This window comes from Acidiphilium sp. 20-67-58 (genome assembly GCF_002255515.1).
Lineage (GTDB): Bacteria > Pseudomonadota > Alphaproteobacteria > Acetobacterales > Acetobacteraceae > Acidiphilium.
Map to the genome: position 1 here is coordinate 1 of NZ_NCAS01000030.1, position 18,070 is coordinate 18,070.

At 70.0% G+C, this 18,070-nt stretch carries 17 protein-coding genes; 7 read left to right on the forward strand and 10 right to left on the reverse strand.

The features are described 5' to 3' along the window. Positions 1-199 precede the first annotated feature (199 nt). The 10 genes from B7Z76_RS12165 to B7Z76_RS12210 all read right to left on the reverse strand — a co-directional run bounded on the left by B7Z76_RS12165 (position 200) and on the right by B7Z76_RS12210 (position 12,847). Entirely contained in the window at positions 200-1,630 is a 1,431-nt protein-coding gene (locus tag B7Z76_RS12165) for an aldehyde dehydrogenase family protein (protein WP_174503816.1), read from the reverse strand. A 25-nt stretch (positions 1,631-1,655) separates the two neighbouring features. Beyond that, positions 1,656-3,281, reverse strand: a complete 1,626-nt coding sequence (locus B7Z76_RS12170; protein WP_174503817.1) for a GMC family oxidoreductase — start codon at positions 3,279-3,281, stop codon at positions 1,656-1,658. A 148-nt stretch (positions 3,282-3,429) separates the two neighbouring features. After that, positions 3,430-4,050 (reverse strand): hypothetical protein, encoded by a 621-nt coding sequence (locus B7Z76_RS12175; RefSeq protein ID WP_174503818.1) that lies wholly within the window; start codon positions 4,048-4,050, stop codon positions 3,430-3,432. Beyond that, positions 4,043-4,762, reverse strand: coding sequence for a hypothetical protein (locus B7Z76_RS12180; RefSeq protein ID WP_174503819.1), 720 nt, complete (start codon positions 4,760-4,762; stop codon positions 4,043-4,045). Before B7Z76_RS12180 ends, B7Z76_RS12175 begins: the two co-directional genes overlap by 8 nt. Before the next feature lie 76 nt (positions 4,763-4,838). Beyond that, entirely contained in the window at positions 4,839-6,821 is a 1,983-nt protein-coding gene (gene ptsP, locus B7Z76_RS12185) for a phosphoenolpyruvate--protein phosphotransferase (protein ID WP_291344205.1), read from the reverse strand. After that, the gene (locus tag B7Z76_RS12190; protein WP_174503821.1) at positions 6,815-8,176 is read right to left on the reverse strand and encodes an acetoin dehydrogenase dihydrolipoyllysine-residue acetyltransferase subunit; all 1,362 of its coding nucleotides are present in this window, start codon (positions 8,174-8,176) and stop codon (positions 6,815-6,817) included. The genes ptsP and B7Z76_RS12190 overlap by 7 nt, the downstream gene beginning before the upstream one ends. Positions 8,177-8,178: 2 nt before the next feature. Continuing rightward, positions 8,179-9,210 (reverse strand): alpha-ketoacid dehydrogenase subunit beta, encoded by a 1,032-nt coding sequence (locus B7Z76_RS12195; protein WP_291344207.1) that lies wholly within the window; start codon positions 9,208-9,210, stop codon positions 8,179-8,181. Next, entirely contained in the window at positions 9,207-10,217 is a 1,011-nt protein-coding gene (locus tag B7Z76_RS12200; protein ID WP_174503823.1) for a thiamine pyrophosphate-dependent dehydrogenase E1 component subunit alpha, read from the reverse strand. Before B7Z76_RS12200 ends, B7Z76_RS12195 begins: the two co-directional genes overlap by 4 nt. Before the next feature lie 220 nt (positions 10,218-10,437). After that, on the reverse strand, positions 10,438-11,418 hold the full coding sequence (locus tag B7Z76_RS12205; protein ID WP_174503824.1) for a sugar-binding transcriptional regulator: 981 nt from the start codon (positions 11,416-11,418) through the stop codon (positions 10,438-10,440). A gap of 103 nt (positions 11,419-11,521) precedes the next feature. Next, positions 11,522-12,847 (reverse strand): NAD(P)H-dependent oxidoreductase, encoded by a 1,326-nt coding sequence (locus tag B7Z76_RS12210; RefSeq protein WP_291344209.1) that lies wholly within the window; start codon positions 12,845-12,847, stop codon positions 11,522-11,524. On the opposite strand from B7Z76_RS12210, the gene B7Z76_RS12215 reads away from it, so the two are divergent. The 7 genes from B7Z76_RS12215 to B7Z76_RS12245 all read left to right on the forward strand — a co-directional run bounded on the left by B7Z76_RS12215 (position 12,818) and on the right by B7Z76_RS12245 (position 17,894). Further along, positions 12,818-13,135 (forward strand): hypothetical protein, encoded by a 318-nt coding sequence (locus tag B7Z76_RS12215; protein WP_174503826.1) that lies wholly within the window; start codon positions 12,818-12,820, stop codon positions 13,133-13,135. The genes B7Z76_RS12210 and B7Z76_RS12215 overlap by 30 nt on opposite strands. A gap of 140 nt (positions 13,136-13,275) precedes the next feature. Continuing rightward, entirely contained in the window at positions 13,276-13,737 is a 462-nt protein-coding gene (locus B7Z76_RS12220; RefSeq protein ID WP_291344211.1) for a transcriptional regulator GutM, read from the forward strand. 56 nt (positions 13,738-13,793) lie between these two features. Continuing rightward, complete coding sequence (locus B7Z76_RS12225; protein ID WP_174503828.1) at positions 13,794-14,333, forward strand: PTS glucitol/sorbitol transporter subunit IIC; 540 nt, start codon at positions 13,794-13,796, stop codon at positions 14,331-14,333. A gap of 21 nt (positions 14,334-14,354) precedes the next feature. Further along, entirely contained in the window at positions 14,355-15,371 is a 1,017-nt protein-coding gene (locus tag B7Z76_RS12230) for a PTS glucitol/sorbitol transporter subunit IIB (RefSeq protein WP_291344212.1), read from the forward strand. Positions 15,372-15,380: 9 nt separating this feature from the next. Beyond that, a complete protein-coding gene (locus B7Z76_RS12235; protein WP_174503830.1) occupies positions 15,381-15,764 on the forward strand; it encodes a PTS glucitol/sorbitol transporter subunit IIA in 384 nt (127 codons plus the stop codon). A 169-nt stretch (positions 15,765-15,933) separates the two neighbouring features. Further along, a complete protein-coding gene (locus B7Z76_RS12240; RefSeq protein ID WP_291344214.1) occupies positions 15,934-17,088 on the forward strand; it encodes a DUF563 domain-containing protein in 1,155 nt (384 codons plus the stop codon). Continuing rightward, positions 17,085-17,894 carry a hypothetical protein gene (locus tag B7Z76_RS12245; protein WP_291344216.1) on the forward strand — a complete coding sequence of 270 codons (810 nt, stop codon included), beginning with the start codon at positions 17,085-17,087 and terminating at the stop codon, positions 17,892-17,894. Before B7Z76_RS12240 ends, B7Z76_RS12245 begins: the two co-directional genes overlap by 4 nt. Positions 17,895-18,070 lie beyond the last annotated feature (176 nt).

The window sequence follows — 18,070 nt, forward strand, 5'->3', positions numbered from 1 at the left end:
CCATCGCCACACGATATGACAAAACCGCACGAAATTTCCTCGCTGGTATTTGCCTCGTCCTCGCCGTCACATCATGGATCAGTTGAGTCCAGAACCTAGAGCATCATCCGATCAGATGGAATCATCTGATCGGATAAAGATGCTCGACTTATCAATATGATAGAGCACGACATCCGATCCATCAGGATCAGAACGTGCTCTAGACCAGCCGCAGCACCGCTTTCACCATCATCCGCACCCGCTTCGTATAGGGCGGGAACAGCATCGGCGTTGCCGAGGCGACATCGCGCAGCACCGCGCGCTCGTGGCTGAAGGCGCGGAAGCCGTAAATCCCGTGCGCGTTGCCGATCCCCGAATTGTTCACCCCGCCGAAGGGCAGGTTGCCGTGCATGAAGTGCAGCATGGTGGTGTTGATGCCCACCCCGCCCGATGATGTCTCGCCGATCACCCGATCGATCACGCGCTGGTCGCGCGCGAAGATGTAGAGCGCGAGCGGCTTCGGCGCCGCGTTGATCGCCGCGATCGGCCCGGCGATGTCGCGGAACGGGATCACCGGCAGCACCGGGCCGAAGATTTCCTCCTGCATCACCGCAGACTCCCGCGGCGCACCGGAAACGAAGGCCGGCGCGATCAGCCGCCGCGCCCGGTCCGCCGCCCCGCCCTCGACAGTCGCGCCCTCGATCGTAGCACCCCGGCCGCGCGCATCGTCGAGCAGGCGGAGGATGCGGTCGAAATGCCGCTCGTTGATGATCCGTCCGTAATCCGCGCCGGGCGGCGCGCCATACATCCGCGCCGTCTCCGCCCGCACCCGGCGCACCAGCTCGTCATGCACCGCCTCGTGGACATGAAGATGATCCGGCGCGATGCAGGTCTGCCCGCAATTGGTGAACTTGCCCCAGGCGATCGCCTTCGCCGCCCGCGCCAGGTCCGCCCCTTCATCGACGATCACCGGAGACTTGCCGCCAAGCTCCAGCGTCACCGAGCTCAGATGCCGCGCCGCCGCCGCCATCACCACCTTGCCGATCGCCGGGCTGCCGGTGAAGAAGATATGGTCGAACGGCAGGTCGAGCAGCGCGGTCGCCACCGCCGCATCCCCCTCGACCACGGAAACCTCCTCGGGCGGGAAGGCCTCGGCGAGCATCCCGGCAAGTGCCGCGGAGGTCGCCGGCGCCATCTCCGAGGGTTTCACGATCGCGGTATTCCCCGCCGCGATCGCCGAGGCCAGCGGGCCGAGGGCGAGGTTCACCGGATAGTTCCACGGCGAGATGATCAGGCACACGCCGCGCGGCTCGTGGCGGATGCGCGCCCGCGTGCCGAGGGTGGCCAGCGTCGGCGCCGCGCGCTGCGGCGTCATCCACGCTTTCAGATGCCGCCGCGCATGGCGGAGTTCCGCGAGCACCGGCAGGATCTCCGAGAGGTCCGCCTCCGTTTCGGGCTTGCCGAGATCGTCCTGCAAGGCGGCGTAAAGCCTTGGGCGCCAGGCCTGCACCGCTGCCTCCAGCGCCCGCAGCTTGCCGATCCGCGCCGCCGCATCCGATCCGCGCAGCGCGAGCGCCCGCGCCCGCTGGCCGGCGAAGATCGCCTCCAGCCCCGCGATCCCGCCCGATATCGTCGTCCCGATCACGTCCATCCCTACTCTCCTCGCTGCGGTTGCCTCAGCCCGTCGCCGCCGGCGGCGCGTTGCGCGCGGCGCGGATGAACCCCGCCGCCTTCTCGCCGATCACCATGCAGGGCGCGCTGGTGTTGCCGCCGATCAGCCGCGGCATGATCGAGGCATCGGCCACCCGCAGACCGTCGATCCCGCGCACACGCAACCGGTCATCGACCACGGCCATCCCGTCCTGGCCCATCCGGCAGGTGCCCACCGGATGATAGATGGTTTCCGCCCCGGCGCGAATGAAATCGATCAGCGCCGCATCGTCCTGTCGCGCCGGCCCCGGATCGATCTCCCGCCCGCCGCTGAGGGAAGCGATCGCTGGGCTCGCCATGATCCGCCGGCCGAGCTTCAGCCCCGCGAGCAGCTCGCCGAGATCGTCCGGATGGCTGAGATAGGCGGGATCGATCACCGGCTCGGCGAACGGATCGGCGGAGCGCAGCGTGATGCTGCCGCGGCTCTTGGGCCGCAACTGGCAGCAATGCAGCGTCATCCCATGCCCCCAGACCGGCTTGCGCCCATGGTCGCGCAGGATCGTCGGCAGGAAATGGAACTGGATTTCCGGCCGCCGCGATTCCGGCGTCAGCCGCGCGAAGCCGCCCGCCTCCGCCGCGTTGGACTGGAACATCCCGCTCCCATTGCGGCGATATTCGAAGAACGCCGCAATCGCGCGCGGCAGGGTGTTGCCCGCCACCCCGATGGAATTGCCGCTCCGGTCGGGCACGATCACCGAGACGTCGAGATGGTCCTGCAGATTGGCGCCGACGCCGGGAAGCTCATGCACAAGCTCCACCCCGGCTCGCGCCAGCACCTCCCGCGGGCCGATGCCCGAGAGCTGCAGCAGTTGCGGCGAGTTGATCGCCCCGCCGCACAGGATCACCTCCCGCCGCGCCGCGATCCGCCGCATCGTCCCGCCGATCCGCACCTCGACGCCCACGGCCCGTTTTCCTTCGAGCAACACCCGCGCGACATGCGCGCCGGTCTCGATCCGCAGGTTCGCCCGCTGGCGTATCCCGTCGAGAAACGCGCGGGCGGCGGAAAACCGCCGGCCCTGCTTCTGCGTCACCTGATAGGGACCGACGCCTTCCTGCGCCGCGCCGTTGAAATCCGGGTTGGCCGGCAGCCCGGCCTCGACGCCGGCGCGGATGAACGCCGCCCCGAGCGGGTTCGGGTTGCCGAGATCGGCGACATTCAGCTCCCCCGCATCGCCGTGGAACGCATCCGCCCCGCGCTCGTTGCGCTCCATCGCCCGGAAGAGCGGGAACACATCCTCCCACCCCCAGCCCGGCGCGCCGAGATCGCGCCACTCGTCATAATCCTCCGGATGGCCGCGCATGTAGATCATCGCATTGATCGAGGATGATCCGCCGAGCGTCTTGCCGCGCGGCCAATATAGCCGCCGGTTGTTCAGTTCCGCCTGCGGCGCCGTATGGTAATACCAGTTATAGGTCTTGAACCGCAGCAGGCCGACAATGCCGAGCGGGATGTCGATCATGCGCGAATGGTCCGGCTTCCCGGCTTCCAGCAGGCAGACGCGAACCTGCGGATCGGCACTCAGCCGGTTGGCGATCACCGCACCGGCAGACCCCGCGCCCACCACCACGTAATCGAAACTCTCGCTGCTCACGGCTTGCATCCTCCTTCGCCGGCCGGGTGCGCTGCGCACCCTGCGATCATCCTGTCAGATGATTCCATCCGATCGGATGATGCTCTATATTGTTGATAACCAGAGCATCTTTATCCGCTCAGATGAGTCCATCCGATCGGATGATGCTCTAGGCCCGCGTCTCGTCCGCCTCCGGCTCCAGCAGCCAGCGGCCGACCCGGTAGCGGAACTGTTCGGGCACGAACCAGTTGGGCTCGTGGCCGAGCAGCTTCTGGAAAAACCCGGCGGAGAAGGCGTGATCCTCCTGCGCGTTCTCGCGGAACGACCACCACGAACGCAGATCCCCGACCCCCGGATCGATTGTGGTGGCGACATGATATTCCTGTTCCAGCGTCGCCGAATGGACGGTGAGGCAGAAGATCATGCAGGCATAGGCTTCCGGCCAGAACCCGCCGGGCATCTCGCGCCGCGCCCGCATCGGGCTGCCGCTGGTGCGGATCGGCAGGTCGGAGACCAGTTCGCGGAAGGCGAGCGAGGAGGCGAATTCGAGAAACGCCGCCCGTTCTTCCTTCGGCACCGGCCGCTGCCGGTCGAGCGCCTCCAGCCAGCGGATGAAGATCTGGGTCAGCTTGCTGTCGTCGATCTCGAAGGCGCAGCCAAGCTCCTCGCCGACGCGGCCGACCACCCGGGCGAAGGCGGCCCTGAACCAGCGCAGCCGGCGGGCGGCGACGCGCAGCGGCTCGTTGGTGGGCGGCAGGTCCGCCCGCGAGAAGACCGGCTCGTCAGACATTGTTGCGATACTTCTCGAGCAGCGCGACCAGCCCGGTCTCGTCCCGCTCGGCAAAGACGAAGGCGACGCGTTCGGCGATGGCGGCGGCGATGTCGGCGGCCGAGATCAGCGCCGCCTCGCTCTCCTCCGGGCTGCGTGCGACCAGCAGCCAGAGCATCACCGCGAAGATCGTCACCGGTCGCACCGCCGGTGCGGCGACGACGCAGCGCGGATCGACATGCGCGCCGCGGATCACCTGCCGGTCGACCAGCTGCATCGCCAGCCCCGCCGCGAGTTGCCCGCCGCTGGCCTGGCGCCGCCCGGGCAGCACCTGCCAGCGCTTCACCGCCTCGCGCGCGGCAAGCTCGCTGACGAACAGCGTGTCCGAGCCGATATGCTTCAGCACGAGGCTGAGCGCGGTATACAGCGTCGAGGCGAGCGAGGGGCCGATCGGCGCATTGCCGTGCAACTCGTCGAGCGTGGTGGTCAGGTCCTCTTCATGGCCGAAGGCCTGGCGCGCCGCGCGCGAGGCCATCCGGTCGAACTCCTCGGCGATCCGCTCCATCTCCGCGATCACCGCGGTCGCCAGCCGGGAAGCGATGCACATCTCGCCGCCGCCCATCGCGCCGCCGGCCACTTCCCGCGCCGTCTCTCCCCCGCGCCGGACGACGTGCCGCAGGCGCCGCAGGCCTTCGCGCAACGGCAGGGGATCGGGCTGAAAGGGCAGGTTCATCGCCATAGCCATCCATCGACTTGAACATTGACCGGCATATCACAGGCGGCGTGCGGTGCCGAGATGGCCCGCACCCTCAGATCAGCGTCACAACCTCCTTTGCCCGCAGCACCGCGGCCGGGGTCATGCTCAGCTCGGTCAGGCCGAGCTGCACGAATCGCGGAATGAGATCGGGCCGCGCCGCCGCCTCGCCGCACATGCACACCGGAATCCCCGCCCGCTGGCCTGCCGCCGCCACCATCTCGATCGCCCGCATCACCGCCGGATGATCCGGCCGGTTCAGCCCCGACACGCGCGGGTTCATCCGGTCGGCGGCCATGATGTATTGGGTGAGGTCGTTGGTGCCGATCGAGAAGAACGCGACCTCGGCGGCCAGGCTGTCGGCCAGCAGCGCCGCCGCCGGGGTCTCGATCATGATGCCGAGCGGAGGCACCGCGTGCGGAATGCCGGCGGCGGCGAGTGCCGCCCGGCAGGTCTCGATCAGGGCGCGGGTGCGGCGCAGCTCGCCCGGGTCGCTGACCATCGGCAGCATGATCCGCAGGTTGCCATGCACGGCGGCGCGCAGCAGGGCGCGCAGCTGCACCGCGAACAGCTCCGGCCGGTCGAGGCAGTAGCGCAGGCCGCGCCAGCCGAGGAACGGGTTGTCCTCGGCCGGAATGTCGATCCCCGGCACCGGCTTGTCGCCGCCGACATCGAGGGTGCGGATCGTGACGTGATGGCCCGGAAATGCGGTCGCGAGGCGCGCATAGGCCGCCACCTGCTCGTCCTCGCCCAGCGGGCGGCGCGCCTCGATGAACAGCAGCTCGGTGCGGAACAGCCCGATCCCCATCGCGCCTTCCTGCCGCGCCACCCCGATTTCGCCGACCGAGCCGAGATTGGCGGCGATCACGATCGCCTCGCCCGCGCGGGTGCGCGGCGCGACGTCGCGGAACCCGGCAAGCGCATCCCGCGCGGCGCTTTCCCCGCGCGCCCGCGCCCGCAGCGCCGAAAGCGTCGCCGCGTCGGGGTCGATCACCACGTCCCCGCAGCTGCCATCCAGCCCGATCATCGTGCCGTCCGCCACCTGTTCCAGCCCGGCAATGCCGAATACGGCCGGAATCCCCCGGGTGCGGGCGATGATCGCGGCATGGGCGGTGGCGGCGCCGCGCGTGCAGACGATGCCGCCGATCCGCGCGCCGGGCGCGCGCGCAAGATCCCAGGCGGTCAGTTCGTCGGCGATGATGATGGCGCCTTCCGCGATCGTCGCGATCGAGGGGTCCTGGCGGCCGAGACAGGCAAGGGCGATGGCGCGCGAGACGCTCAGCACATCCTCGGCGCGGGCCTGCATGTAGGCGTCGCTGAGGCCGGCGAAGGTGGCGGCAAGCTCGCCGCCGGCATCTAGCACGGCGGTCACCGCGTCCATCCCCTCGGCGATCCGCAGCCGGATGGCGGCATCGAGATCGGCGTCGCGCACGATTTCGACCAGCGCCGCGGCAATCCCGCCGATCTGCGCATCGTCGCTTTCCGGTGCGAGGGCGGTGCACTGCCCGAGTGAAGCTGCCGCCCGCGCCACCGCTGCGTCATACCGCGCCGCCTCGGCGGGGCGCGCGGCTTCCGGCACATGGTGATGTGGCGGCTCCAGCGTCTCGGGAAAATACCGGAAGGCCGGGCCGAGCGCCACGCCGGGGCTGGCACCGGTGCCGCGCCGCGCTGCCGGCGCCAGCGGTGCGGCCGCGCTGCCCGCAGCACCGGGCGATGCGGTGTCATGCGCGGCCGGGGGCGCGAGCGGCGATGAAGTGCCCTCGTCCTCGGTTTCGAGAAACCGCGTCAACTCCTCGAGCGCCGCCGCGGCATCGGCGCCCTCGGCGCGCAGCACGATCTCGGCGTTTTCCTTCACCGCGAGCAGCATCAGCTTCACCGCGTTCTTGGCGCTCGCGCTCTTGCCGCCATGGTCGAGCCAGAGCTCCGCCGCATAGCCCCGCGCCCGCTTGACGAACTGCGCCGCCGGCCGCGCGTGCAGCCCGTCGCGGATGCGGACGATGACGCGGCGTTCGAGGGTCAGATGATCGTCGCTCAACATGCAACCTCCGCGCGGTCCGGGTGGCTCGGCAGCCGCCCCTGCGCGCCGCGCAGGGTCTCGGCCAGGATGTCGGCAACCGCGCCGGTCGCCTCAATCTGCGGCATGTGGCCGCAGTCATCAAGCAGGTGCAGGGCGAAGCGCCCCGGCGCCGCGAGCGCGTGCCGCCAGGGAATGATCCGGTCCTGCCGCCCCCAGACGATCCGCGCCGGGGTGGCGATGGCGCCGCCCTGCCAGCGCAGCCGGGCCGATTGCGTGCCGTCGGGAAAGCACGCCGCAGCGAGGCGCCGGCGGAAGTCGCAGCGCTCTGGCGCTTCGCCGCCCTCCAGCGTCGCGCGCAACAGCGCGGCATCGGCGCGGGCGGGGTCTGCGAACAGACGCTCCATCCAGGGACGCAGGCTGTCCGGCGCGCGGGCGCGCAGGATCCCGTCAAGTGCTGCGGTGTCGATCTCGGCGCCGAGCCCGGCCGGGGCAAGCAGCACCAGCGAGGCCGCGTCGATCCGCCCATCGAGGGCGATCCGCGCCGCCAGCGCGCCGCCGAGCGAATGGCCGACCAGATGCGCGGCGCCGATGCCCTCCGCTCGCAGCCCGGCGATCGCGGCCTCGGCCAGCGCCTCGAAGGATGCCTCCCCGCTGTCGGGTGCCGCGCCGTGGCCGGGCAGGTCGAGGGCCAGCAGCGGCGGACAGGCCGCGCCGGCGCGCTGGGCGAGGGCCGCGATCAGCCCGTTCCAGGCCAGCGCCTCGGAGGCGAAACCGTGCAGGAACACCACCGGCGTAACATCCCGTCCGCCATCCCGCCCGCCGGCCCGCCGCACCGGCAGCAGGCCCGCGCGCGCCGTTGCGGCCGGCCGCGCCGCCCGGGACGCTGCATCCCGCGTGTGGCGGGCGACATCGAGCCGGGTGATCCGTCCGCGCGGCCCGGAGCCGGCGATGGCGGCGAGGTCCATCCCCTCGCTGCGGGCGAGCCGCCGCGCCAGCGGCGTTGCCCGCAGCAGTGCCGCGTCATCTGCCGCAACGGGTGCGGATATCGGCGCTGGCAGGGGCGCGGCCGGCGGCACCGGTGCCGGCGCGGAATCCGGTCCCGCGCTTGCGGCAGGTGCCGCCGCGGGTGCCGCCTCGCCGGGGGCGAGCAGATAGGCGACCACGCTGCCCACCGCGATCTCCCCTCCCTCCGGCCCGGCGACGATGTGCAGGATTCCCCCGGCGGTTGCCTCGATTTCCATCGCCGCCTTGCTGGTCTCGATCTCGAACAGCGGCGCGCCGGGCGTCACCGCCTCGCCCTCCTGCACGAGCCAGCGGGCGATCCGCCCGGCCTGCATGTCCATGTCGACACGCGGCAGGATGATCTCGACGGCCATGGCTATTCTCCGCGCTCGATCAGCCGGGCGGCGGCTGCCTCGATGTCCTCGACCTGCGGCACCGCGGCGCGTTCGAGGCCGGGCGCGTAGGGGATCGGGCAATCGGCGCCGCCAAGCCGGCGGATCGGCGCGTCCAGCCGGTCGAACGCCGCGCTCTCGGCGATGGCAGCACTGATCTCGGCGCCGATCCCCAGCATCTTCACCGATTCATGGACGCAGAGCAGCCGCGTCGTCCGGGTCACGCTGTCGATCAGCGTCGCGGTGTCGAGCGGGCGGAGCGAGCGCAGGTCGATCACCTCGGCCTCATGCCCCCGCCCGGCGAGGCGTTCCGCCGCCTCCAGCGCGCGATGCACCATCAGCCCGGTGGCGACGATGGTCAGATCCCGCCCGGGACGGCGGATCACCGCCTTGCCGATCGGCACGCGATAGGCCTCGGAAGGGACCGGGCCGGCCATCTTGTAGAGCAGCTTGTGCTCGAAGATCACCACCGGATCGGGATCGTCGATCGCGGCGAGCAGCAGCCCCTTGGCGTCGTGCGGGGTGGCGGGCTGCACCACTTTCAGCCCCGGCACATGCGCGAACCAGGCTTCGAGGCTCTGGCTGTGCTGTGCGGCGGCGCCGGTTCCCGCGCCCGCCGGCATGCGGATGACCAGCGGAACCGAGGCATTGCCGCCGAGCATGTAGCGCAGCTTGGCGGCCTGGTTGACGATCTGCTCCATCGCCAGCGTGGCGAAATCCGAGAACTGGAATTCCAGCACCGGCCGGCTGCCGGCCAGGGCCGCGCCCACGGCGACGCCGGCAGCGCCAAGCTCGGCGATCGGCGTGTCGATCACCCGGTCCTCGCCAAAGAGATGCACAAGATCCCGCGTCACCTGGAACGCGCCGCCATACACGCCGATATCCTCGCCGAGCAGGAACACACGCGGATCAGTCTCCAGCGCGCTGCGCAGCGCCTCGTAGATCGCATCGGCATAGCTGATCTCGCGCCGCGCCGCCGCCTCCGGTGCGGCATCGAGGCTGACGATGGCGTTCATGCCGCGATCCCCCCGGCATAGACATCGCGCGTCACCTCGCGCGGGTCCGGCGCGGGACTGCCCTCGGCAAAGGCGATCGCGGCGGCGATCTCCGCCTCGACGCCCTCGCGCAACGCGGCGATGCCGGCCGCATCCAGCACACCGGCATCGAGCATCGCCCGCTCAAGCCGCTGGATCGGGTCGAGCCCGCGCCAGTGCTCGATCTCCTCCTTGGTGCGGTAGCGGTTGCGGTCGCTGCGCGAATGGCCGCGCAACCGATAGGTTTCCGACTCGATCAGGCTGGGCCCGTGGCCGTCCCGCGCGCGGGCGATCGCCGCTCCCGCCGCGCGGTGAACCGCGAACAGGTCGTTGCCGTCGACCCGTACGCCCGGCATCCCATAGGCCCGCGCCCGCTCGGCCACCTGCGGCACCGCCATCGAGCGTTTGGTCGAGACCGACATGCCATATTTGTTGTTTTCGCAAACAAATATCACGGGCAGCTTCCAGAGGCCGGCCATGTTCAGGGCCTCGTGGAAGGCGCCCTCGTTCACCGCGCCATCGCCGAAGAAGCACATCACTACAGCACCGCGACGCTGCTGGCGGATGGCGAGGGCCGCACCCGTCGCGATCGGCAGGCCGCCGCCGACGATGCCGTTGGCGCCGAGATTGCCGCCCTCGATATCGGCAATATGCATGGAGCCGCCGCGGCCGCGGCAATAGCCGGTCTCGCGGCCGAAGAATTCGGCAAACATCCTTGCGACGTCAGCGCCCTTGGCGATGCAGTGGCCGTGGCCGCGATGCGTCGAGGTGATGTAGTCGCGGGCGTCGAGATCGAGGCAGGCGCCGACCGCGCTGGCTTCCTGGCCGATCGAGAGATGCATCGTGCCGTGGATTGCGCCGCGCATATAGGCTTCCTCCGCCGCCTCCTCGAAGCGGCGGATCAGCAACATCCGCCGCAGCGCCTCGCGCTGGCGCGCCGCGTCGGGTGGCGCGGCTTGGGTCAGGGTGTCGGCGATCGGCTGATCCATGGGGGCTCCGTTTTCCTCTGCGCCTCGACGTTGTCGGCATTGGCTTGAAACAAATATCCAAGCAATATGATATTTGTCAATAAAAACCGTCTGTCACATTTATCTGATCGGGGAACGCGCGCGCCGCCCCGCGCGCCATCCCGCATGGCGGGTGCGGGGCGGGCGCGGGGTGGTCCTGCGGGAACGATGTCGTGCGGTGTGGCGGCGCGAAGCGCCGATGTCAGGCGGGGGCGCGGTCGTTCGCGGCGGCCGGGCTCATGAGCATGCCCTCGGCGGCGGTCTCGTCGGTGATCAGCACCGCCGGGTGCAGCAGCCGGACGGCGGCGAGCAGGGCCGGCACCTTCTGCCAGCCGCCGGAGACCAGGATGAGTTTCGGCGTCCGCGCGAGGCTCGCGGCATCGGCGGCCATGATCCGCCGGTTCAGCTCGTGGTCGAGCAATTGCCCGTTGGCGTCGATGAACTGGCAGAGCATGTCGGCCACGGCGCCGGCGCGGGTCACCTCGGTCAGCATGTCGCGATCGACCATGCCATAGCGGATCAGCGTCGAATTCGGCGCGACATCGCCGACGCTGACCAGCGCCATGTCCAGCATCCGCGTCCGCTCGAACACTTCCGCGATCCCGGGATGCCGGCGCAACGTCGCCGCCGTCTCGGCGTCCTGCAACACCGCCGGCGCGCTAAGCAGAAAGCTCTCCGCGCCGATCAGGTCGGCGAACCGCCAGGCGAATTCAGAAGGATTGACCCCGCTCGCCCGCGTCAGCCCGCCGAGCAGCGAGACCACCGTCACCCCGCGCAGGCCGCGCACGCTGATGCTGCTGAGGCTCGATTGCAGCGTCTGCCCCCAGCCGAGGCCGATCGTGGTGCCGTCGCGCAGCGCGTCGGACACATAGGCCCCGGCGCGGCTGCCCAGCAGCCCGGTCAGCTCCGCCTCCTCGCCCGGCGCCGGAATGACGATGCACTCGCCGATCCCGAACCGCGCCTCGATCTGCCGCTCGAGCGCGATGCACTTGGAAAGGTTGGTGGTGACGCGCACCTGCACCGTCCCGTCCTGCCGCGCCGTGGCGATGATCTTGAGCACCCGCTGGCGGGTCAGCCCGACGCGGGCGGCGACCGCATCCTGCGTCAGCCCCTCCATGAAATACAGCCAGGCGACGCGGGTCTTGAGGTCGAGCGGTTCCTGCTCAGCGCGGTGAACGGACAAATGCGCCTCCCTGCGCCGTTGAAACTCCGGAATAACAGTTTAGGGAGTCAACAAATGTCTGCAAGCCCGGCCGCCCTCGCTCCCGCTGCCGCTACTGCTCCGGTCAGGCTGGCGCGCCGGCGTGCGCCGCCACCGCGCCATGCTGCGCCGCGTCCTGCGCCGCGCGCAGCCGGACGATCGCCATGCCCTGGTCAGGACGGCAATTGGCATAGGTCAGCATCTCGCCCTTGCGCACCGGGCGGATGATCTCGGCGCGTTCCGCAAGCCCGATCGGCAGCGCGTCCGCCGCCCGCGCATCCGCCGCCGTCATCGCCCAGCCGCGATAATCGGCCTCGCCGATCTTGCCGAGCGTGGTGCCCGGCGCAAGGTCGCGCTTGGCCAGCGTCGCCACTTCGGCAACCGGCCGGGCGAGCGGCGTCATGTGCGATTCCCGGCGCAGCACCGCCGCCGCCGCGGTCAGCGGCACTTCGAGGCTGGTCAGGTGATAGGGGCGATAGAAGGTGAAATACGGACCCTCGCCCATCTTGAGATCGCGCAGCCGCTCATGGACGCGCGGATGCGGCGCGCGGATGACGACGAACACCCCCGGCGCCACTCCCTTCCCGATCGAATAGTCGACGACGCCCTCCCGGCTCAGCAGCCCGCCCTCGGCGCGCGGGCGGAAGGCGCGGTCAAGTTCGGCCAGCCCGGCGCGCGGCCCGTGCATCCCCGGCACGTCCGGCAGCAGGCCGGTGGCGTTGGCCACCGCCACCATCTCGATCATCGTCTTCGAGCCATCGACGAACTCGACCAGCATGCGCGGGTTCATGTGCCGCAGCACCGCCTCCTCCGCGTAGTCCTCCGGCACGGCGTCGAAATTCAGCGGGTTGTTCTTGCCCTTGCCGGCAGCGACGATCGGATAGCCGAGGCTGCGGGCGAAGCGGATGATCTCCATCAGCGCCGTCGGCTCGTCGCCGGCGCCGAGCGAATAGACCACGCCGCGCTGGGCCGCGTGCGCGGCGAGGCTGGCGCCCACCGTGATGTCCGCCTCGACATTCATCATCACGACATGCTTGCCGTGATCCATCGCCCGCATCGACAGTTCTGCGCCGTAGCCCGGATTACCGGTGGCATCGATGATGACATCGACCTGCCCGGCGGTGCAGGCGATATCCGCCTGCTCGGTCAGTGCGATCATGCCGGCATCGATGGCGGCCTCGGCGGCGGCGACGCTGTCGACCGTGCGGACGCGCTCTTCCGGCACGCCGGCGATCTCGAGTGCCGCCCGCGCGCCATCGATGCGCAGTTCGGCCAGCACGGCAAGTTCGAGTCCGGGCATCAGCCGGACCTGGGTGACAATGTCGGTGCCCATCTCGCCGCAGCCGATGAGCCCGATGCGGACCGGCCGGCCGGAATCGGCATGGGCGGCAAGCTCCTGGACAAGTGTCATTGTGATCCTCCTTTTGCGCCGGCGCATGCATCGGCATTGCCGGGACGGCGATCCGCTTCACGCGGATCATGGCCCCGCACCCAAACTTTTATCCAACGCCGCGGACAGAAATCAATACATCTATCATCCAAAGTGGAAAAAAGTTTCGGTGCTCATGATGTTGCGCTGCAAAACGGCACTCCCGATGCCAGAAAATCCGCCATTTATGCGCAAATTAGCCAATTTTTGCGCGTTCCTCGTCGCATGGAGCGCAAATTCATGAATGAGTTAATAAACTTCTTGACTTAAAAATAAACAAATGTTCGTATCGCCTGTCGGGTGCCGTCGCCACCGGCCGGCTCCGCACCAACCAACACGCCGAACGACCCCCGCCCGCCGGGCGGGCGGAACGGCGGCGATACAGGGAGAAGAGTCGTGAGGATGCTGTCATGACGAATCCGTTCCACGGCCTGGGTGTGCCGTCCTGGACCGGTCTGATCGCGGTGTTCGCGGTCGTCTGGCTGCTGCAGATCGCCGGCACGGCGTGGCAGATGAAACACTACCAGAAGGTGATGGGCGAGATCATCGGTCGCTGGGCCGATGGTGCGATCGGCGTCGGCAATGCCCGGTCGCGGCTCGGCAAGGGGCTGATCCTGATCGTCGTGGTCGGGCCCGACGACGTGGTGCGCGAGGTGCGGATGATGGAAGGGCGCTCGATCTTTGCCCGCTTCCGTCCGCTGGAGCGCGCCGCCGGCCGGCGCCTTGCCGATCTCGCGGCGGATGCGCCGACCGGCCGCGCCGGCAACGGCTTCCGCCTCGCCGCAAGCCGCGCCGCCGAGCAGGTCGCCCGCGCCCGTGCCCGCGCCGCGCTCCCCGCCGAACCCGGCCTCGCCCTGCCCGCCGCCGCGTAAGGCACCGGCGGGCCGGCACGGCTCGCCCGGACATTCAGCAACAAACGAGGAAGTCCATGCATGTCCTGACCCCCATCACCGCCGCAGCGAGCTGGTTCATCGGCCTGTTCCAGGCTGGCGGGAAGGTTTTCGTCGCCTATGTCACCGGCATCATCCCGACGCTGGTGGTGCTGCTCACCGCCTTCTACGCGCTGACAGCACTGGTCGGCGAGGACCGGATCCACAATTTCGCCCGCTTCGCCGGCCGCTACGCCGTCACCCGCTACACGTTGCTGCCGCTGCTCTCGCTGCTCTTCCTGACCAACCCGATGGCCTACACGTTCGGCGTGTTCCTCGAGGAGAAGCACAAGCCCGCCTTCTACGACTCGGCGGTGTCCTACTGCCACCCGATCACAGCACTGTTCCCCAACGCGAATGCCGGCGAGCTGTTCGTCTATTACGGCGCGCTCGCGGGCATCCAGAAGCTGCATCTGCCGGTCGGCGAACTCGCGGTGCGGTATTTCCTGGTCGGGCTGCTGGTGATCCTGATCCGCGGCGTCGTGACCGAACGCATCACCCTCTTCCTGGCGCGCCGCCAGGGCATCGAACTCGGCTGAGCCGGACGGGAGGACAAGCACATGTCAAACAGATCCGAATACGCTTCCGTCCGCGTCGAGGCCGGGCCCGGCGGCTGGGGCGGCCCGCTGGTGATCACCGCCAGTCCCGAGCGCAACAAGATCGTCGCCATCACCGGCGGCGGCATTCCCGAGGTCGCGCGCGAGCTCGCCCGGCTGACCGGCGGCGAGGCGGTCGACGGGTTCCGCATGGCGCCGCCTGAATCCGAGATCGCCGCCGTCGTCATCGATTGCGGCGGCACCGCGCGCTGCGGGGTCTATCCGCGCAAGCGCCTGCCCACGATCAACCTCACCCCGGTCGGCCAGTCCGGCCCGCTCGCGCAGTTCATCACCGAGGACATCTATGTCTCCGGCGTCACCCCGCGCTCGCTGCATCCGCTCGATGGCGCATCCCCCGCCGCCGCCCCGGCGCCGGCGCGCCAGCAGGCGGCGCAGATGAGCCCGTTCGAGATGAGCGCCGCCCGCGCCGCCCAGACCGGCGATACCGGCGGCTTCACCGGCTTCATCGCCCGGATCGGCCGCTTCATGGGCATGGTGGTCGGCATCCTGTTCGCCTCCGGCCGCAAGTCGATCGACCAGGTGGTGCGCAACATCCTGCCCTTCATCGCCTTCGTCACCATGCTGGTCGGCATCATCAACGCGACCGGGCTCGGCAAGGTGATCGCGCATCTGCTCACCCCGCTCGCCGGCAGCCTGCCCGGCCTGCTCGCACTCTCGGTGATCTGCGGATTGCCGTTCCTCTCGCCGGTGCTCGGCCCGGGGGCGGTGATCGCGCAGGTGATCGGCGTGCTCGTCGGCACCCAGATCGCCGCCGGTAATATCGGCCCGCAATTCGCCCTGTCGGCGCTCTTCGCCTATGACACGCAGGTCGGCTGCGACTTCGTCCCCGTCGGCCTGTCGCTCGGCGAGGCCGATCCGAAGACGGTGCAGGTGGGTGTCCCGGCGGTGCTGCTCAGTCGGCAGATCACCGGCCCGATCGCGGTGCTGATCGCCTGGGTCGCCAGCTTCGGCATGTATTGAGGATCGACGATGACCGTACTCTACCGCAGCCGGATCGGCGATATCGGCCCCGAAGTGCCCGATCTTCTCGAAGGCGGGGTGCTGATCTTCTTCCGCGCCGGGGTGCCGGCGGAACTCGCCGAGGTGTCGGTGCTGCACACGCCCGAAATCGAGTTGCCGACGCCGCCGGGCATCGGTGCCACGGTGCGGATCGGCGCGCAGCGCCTCGCGATCACCGCGATCGGCGACAAGGCGTGGGAAAAGACGATCGAGCTTGGCCACCTCACCCTCAGCCTCAACGGCGCGGCCACGGCCGAGCGGCCCGGCGAGATCTGCGTTGCCGGCGCGAGCCCGGCTGATCTCGCCGCCGCACTTGCCAGCGGCGCCACGCTCGAGGTCATCGCCGCCGGCTGAACGCGGCCGGCAAGCCTCCCGGTTCCGCAGGACCGGGGCAGTCTTCCGGGCGGCCGCAAGGTCGCCCGCATTTTTTGTTGCCCGCTCCCTTGGCGGGAGGCTTGTCCTGCGCGGCGAGCCAGATCATTCTCTCATGCAAATGAATCACGACGACACGACATCTCACATCTTGTTTGGCAGGCTCTCCTTCGCCGATCTGCCGGTGGTTGCGCCCTTCGCCCGGTTCCGTGCGGCGGTGCGCGAGCCGGATGGGCCCGAGGTCGTGTTCCGCCATGCGCCGGACCACGAGATCGCCCTGCCGCCGGATGGGCTGGTTCGCGGGCGGACGGTGTTCGGCGCCGAAGCGCCGGCCCCTGTGGACGCGCCGTCCGGGGCGCCGCCCCAGATCCGGCTCCGGGGCCTGTCCAGCGTCGTGCTGAACGACGCCATTCTCGCGCCGCGCTCGATGGCGGTGGCGAGCCCGTCGCGCGGCCTGCTCGACACCGCGCTCGACAGCCCGACCGTGAAGCAGGGGCGGCTTTCGGCGGTGGACCCTGATTTCACCGAGGCCGAACCCGATACCTGGCGGCTGTTGCGGCCGGTCCCGGGCATTGCCTCGACCATCGTGCCGGTCGGCGGCGCCAGGTCGTCCAGTTATGGCCGCTTCCTGTTCGAGGGGCTCTGCGGCGCGCTGCTGCATCATGAAACGCTTGGCCCTGGCATCGGTCTCGCCGGCCCGCCGCTGGCGACCTGGCAGAAGGAGATCCTCGACCTGCTCGGCCTGGGCGATGCCTATCTCGCGCTGCGCCGGCCGACGCGGTTCCGCAAGATCGTGACCACCGACCTGAATGCCTGGACTTCGCGCGCGCCCAACCCGCTGGCGCGCACGATCTTCGACCGGATCCGCGCCGTGCTGCCGGCGGTGGACGGGCCGCGCCGGGTGATGCTGCGCCGCGGTGCCGGCAACCGGCGGGTGATGCGCGAGCGCGAGCGTGTCGAGGCGGTGGCCGGGCAGTTCGGCTTCAGCATCGTCGATCCCGCGATGCTCTCGGCCGGGGCGCAGGCGCAGCTCTTCGCCGGCGCCACGGCCGTGATCGGCGAAACCGGCGCGGGCCTCGCCAATCTCGGCTTCTGCGAGCCCGAGACCCGGGTGCTGGAAATCCAGTCCGATCGCCTGCCCGATGGACGCGCCCGCGCCGCCTGCCACCTGCTCGACCTGCACTGGCATGTCTTCTTCGGCGTGGCGGATGGCGAGCCGGGTATGGCCCCGGGCGGGGGGTTCGGCTACGCGGTCGATCCCAACGCCTTCGCCGCGACGCTCGACCGGGTGTTCGGCGCGCCATGACCAGCACCGCGACACGCTCGCTGCCCCTCGCGCATGCGCCGCAGGGGGCGTTGACGACCAGTGAATTCAGGGATGCGACGATCTTCCCCCAGCCTTTCGGCGTGTTCGACGGCAACGGACGGGCGGTGATCGGGCCGGTGGCCGCGCAGCCGTCGCTCGGCGCCTCGACGGCGCGGGTGGTCGCGCTGGAAGCCGGGGCGGCGGTGCCGCTCGGCCGGTTTCTCGGGCCTGCCCTGGCCTGCGCGCTGATCGGCCGGCGCGTGTCGGGCGGGCTGGATCTCGCCGGCCCGACCCCGACGGCGGCGCAGCGCTGCGCGCTCGACATGCTCGGCCTCGCCGAGGCGCATCTGCCGTTCGACCATCCGTTTACCTTCGCCGGGGTGATCGCGACGCTCGGCCCTGCGCGCGACGCCGGCGCCTCGCGGCTGCTGCGGATCGCGATCGACGCGTTGCGCTTCGCCGTCGAGCCCTATCCCCATGCCGAGCGGATCGCGCTGGTGCGGCCCGGGCCGTTCGCCGATCTGCTGGCGGCGAACGGCTTCGCCCGGCTCGATCCGTTCACCATGCGGATCGACGAGACGCCGCTCGGCCTTGCCGATCTCGTCGCCATCCTCGCGGCGGCGCGGGTGATCGCGATCGACCAGGCGGCCGAGGCGCCGCTGCTCGGCCTCTGCGATCCGGGCGGGCTCGTTCTCGGCTTCGGCACCGCGGCGCCGGCGGCGCAGCGCTGGGCGGCGATGACCTTGCTGCGCTACCGCACCGCCCGCGCCGACGAGGCCGGGCTCGCCGCCGCGCTCGCCGGCTGACAAGGGTAGAGAAATATCCGTCGCGCGACCGGATTTTATGCCAACGTTAACCTGTGCCGCGCATGATCCGGGATGCGGCACGGCCCGGTCCGGCGCTGGAGCACTTTCCGATGCTTTCGGATCGGATGGAGTGCTCTATCAGATTGATAACCAGAGCATCTTTATCCGATCAGATG

Coding starts and splice junctions, on each gene's coding strand:
- B7Z76_RS12165 (WP_174503816.1), bottom strand. CDS start 1,630: ATGGACGTGATCGGGACGACGATATCGGGCGGGATCGCGGGGCTGGAG.
- B7Z76_RS12175 (WP_174503818.1), bottom strand. CDS start 4,050: ATGTCTGACGAGCCGGTCTTCTCGCGGGCGGACCTGCCGCCCACCAAC.
- B7Z76_RS12180 (WP_174503819.1), bottom strand. CDS start 4,762: ATGAACCTGCCCTTTCAGCCCGATCCCCTGCCGTTGCGCGAAGGCCTG.
- ptsP (WP_291344205.1), bottom strand. CDS start 6,821: ATGTTGAGCGACGATCATCTGACCCTCGAACGCCGCGTCATCGTCCGC.
- B7Z76_RS12190 (WP_174503821.1), bottom strand. CDS start 8,176: ATGGCCGTCGAGATCATCCTGCCGCGTGTCGACATGGACATGCAGGCC.
- B7Z76_RS12195 (WP_291344207.1), bottom strand. CDS start 9,210: ATGAACGCCATCGTCAGCCTCGATGCCGCACCGGAGGCGGCGGCGCGG.
- B7Z76_RS12200 (WP_174503823.1), bottom strand. CDS start 10,217: ATGGATCAGCCGATCGCCGACACCCTGACCCAAGCCGCGCCACCCGAC.
- B7Z76_RS12215 (WP_174503826.1), top strand. CDS start 12,818: ATGGGCGGCAAGCTCCTGGACAAGTGTCATTGTGATCCTCCTTTTGCG.
- B7Z76_RS12210 (WP_291344209.1), bottom strand. CDS start 12,847: ATGACACTTGTCCAGGAGCTTGCCGCCCATGCCGATTCCGGCCGGCCG.
- B7Z76_RS12220 (WP_291344211.1), top strand. CDS start 13,276: ATGACGAATCCGTTCCACGGCCTGGGTGTGCCGTCCTGGACCGGTCTG.
- B7Z76_RS12225 (WP_174503828.1), top strand. CDS start 13,794: ATGCATGTCCTGACCCCCATCACCGCCGCAGCGAGCTGGTTCATCGGC.
- B7Z76_RS12230 (WP_291344212.1), top strand. CDS start 14,355: ATGTCAAACAGATCCGAATACGCTTCCGTCCGCGTCGAGGCCGGGCCC.
- B7Z76_RS12235 (WP_174503830.1), top strand. CDS start 15,381: ATGACCGTACTCTACCGCAGCCGGATCGGCGATATCGGCCCCGAAGTG.
- B7Z76_RS12245 (WP_291344216.1), top strand. CDS start 17,085: ATGACCAGCACCGCGACACGCTCGCTGCCCCTCGCGCATGCGCCGCAG.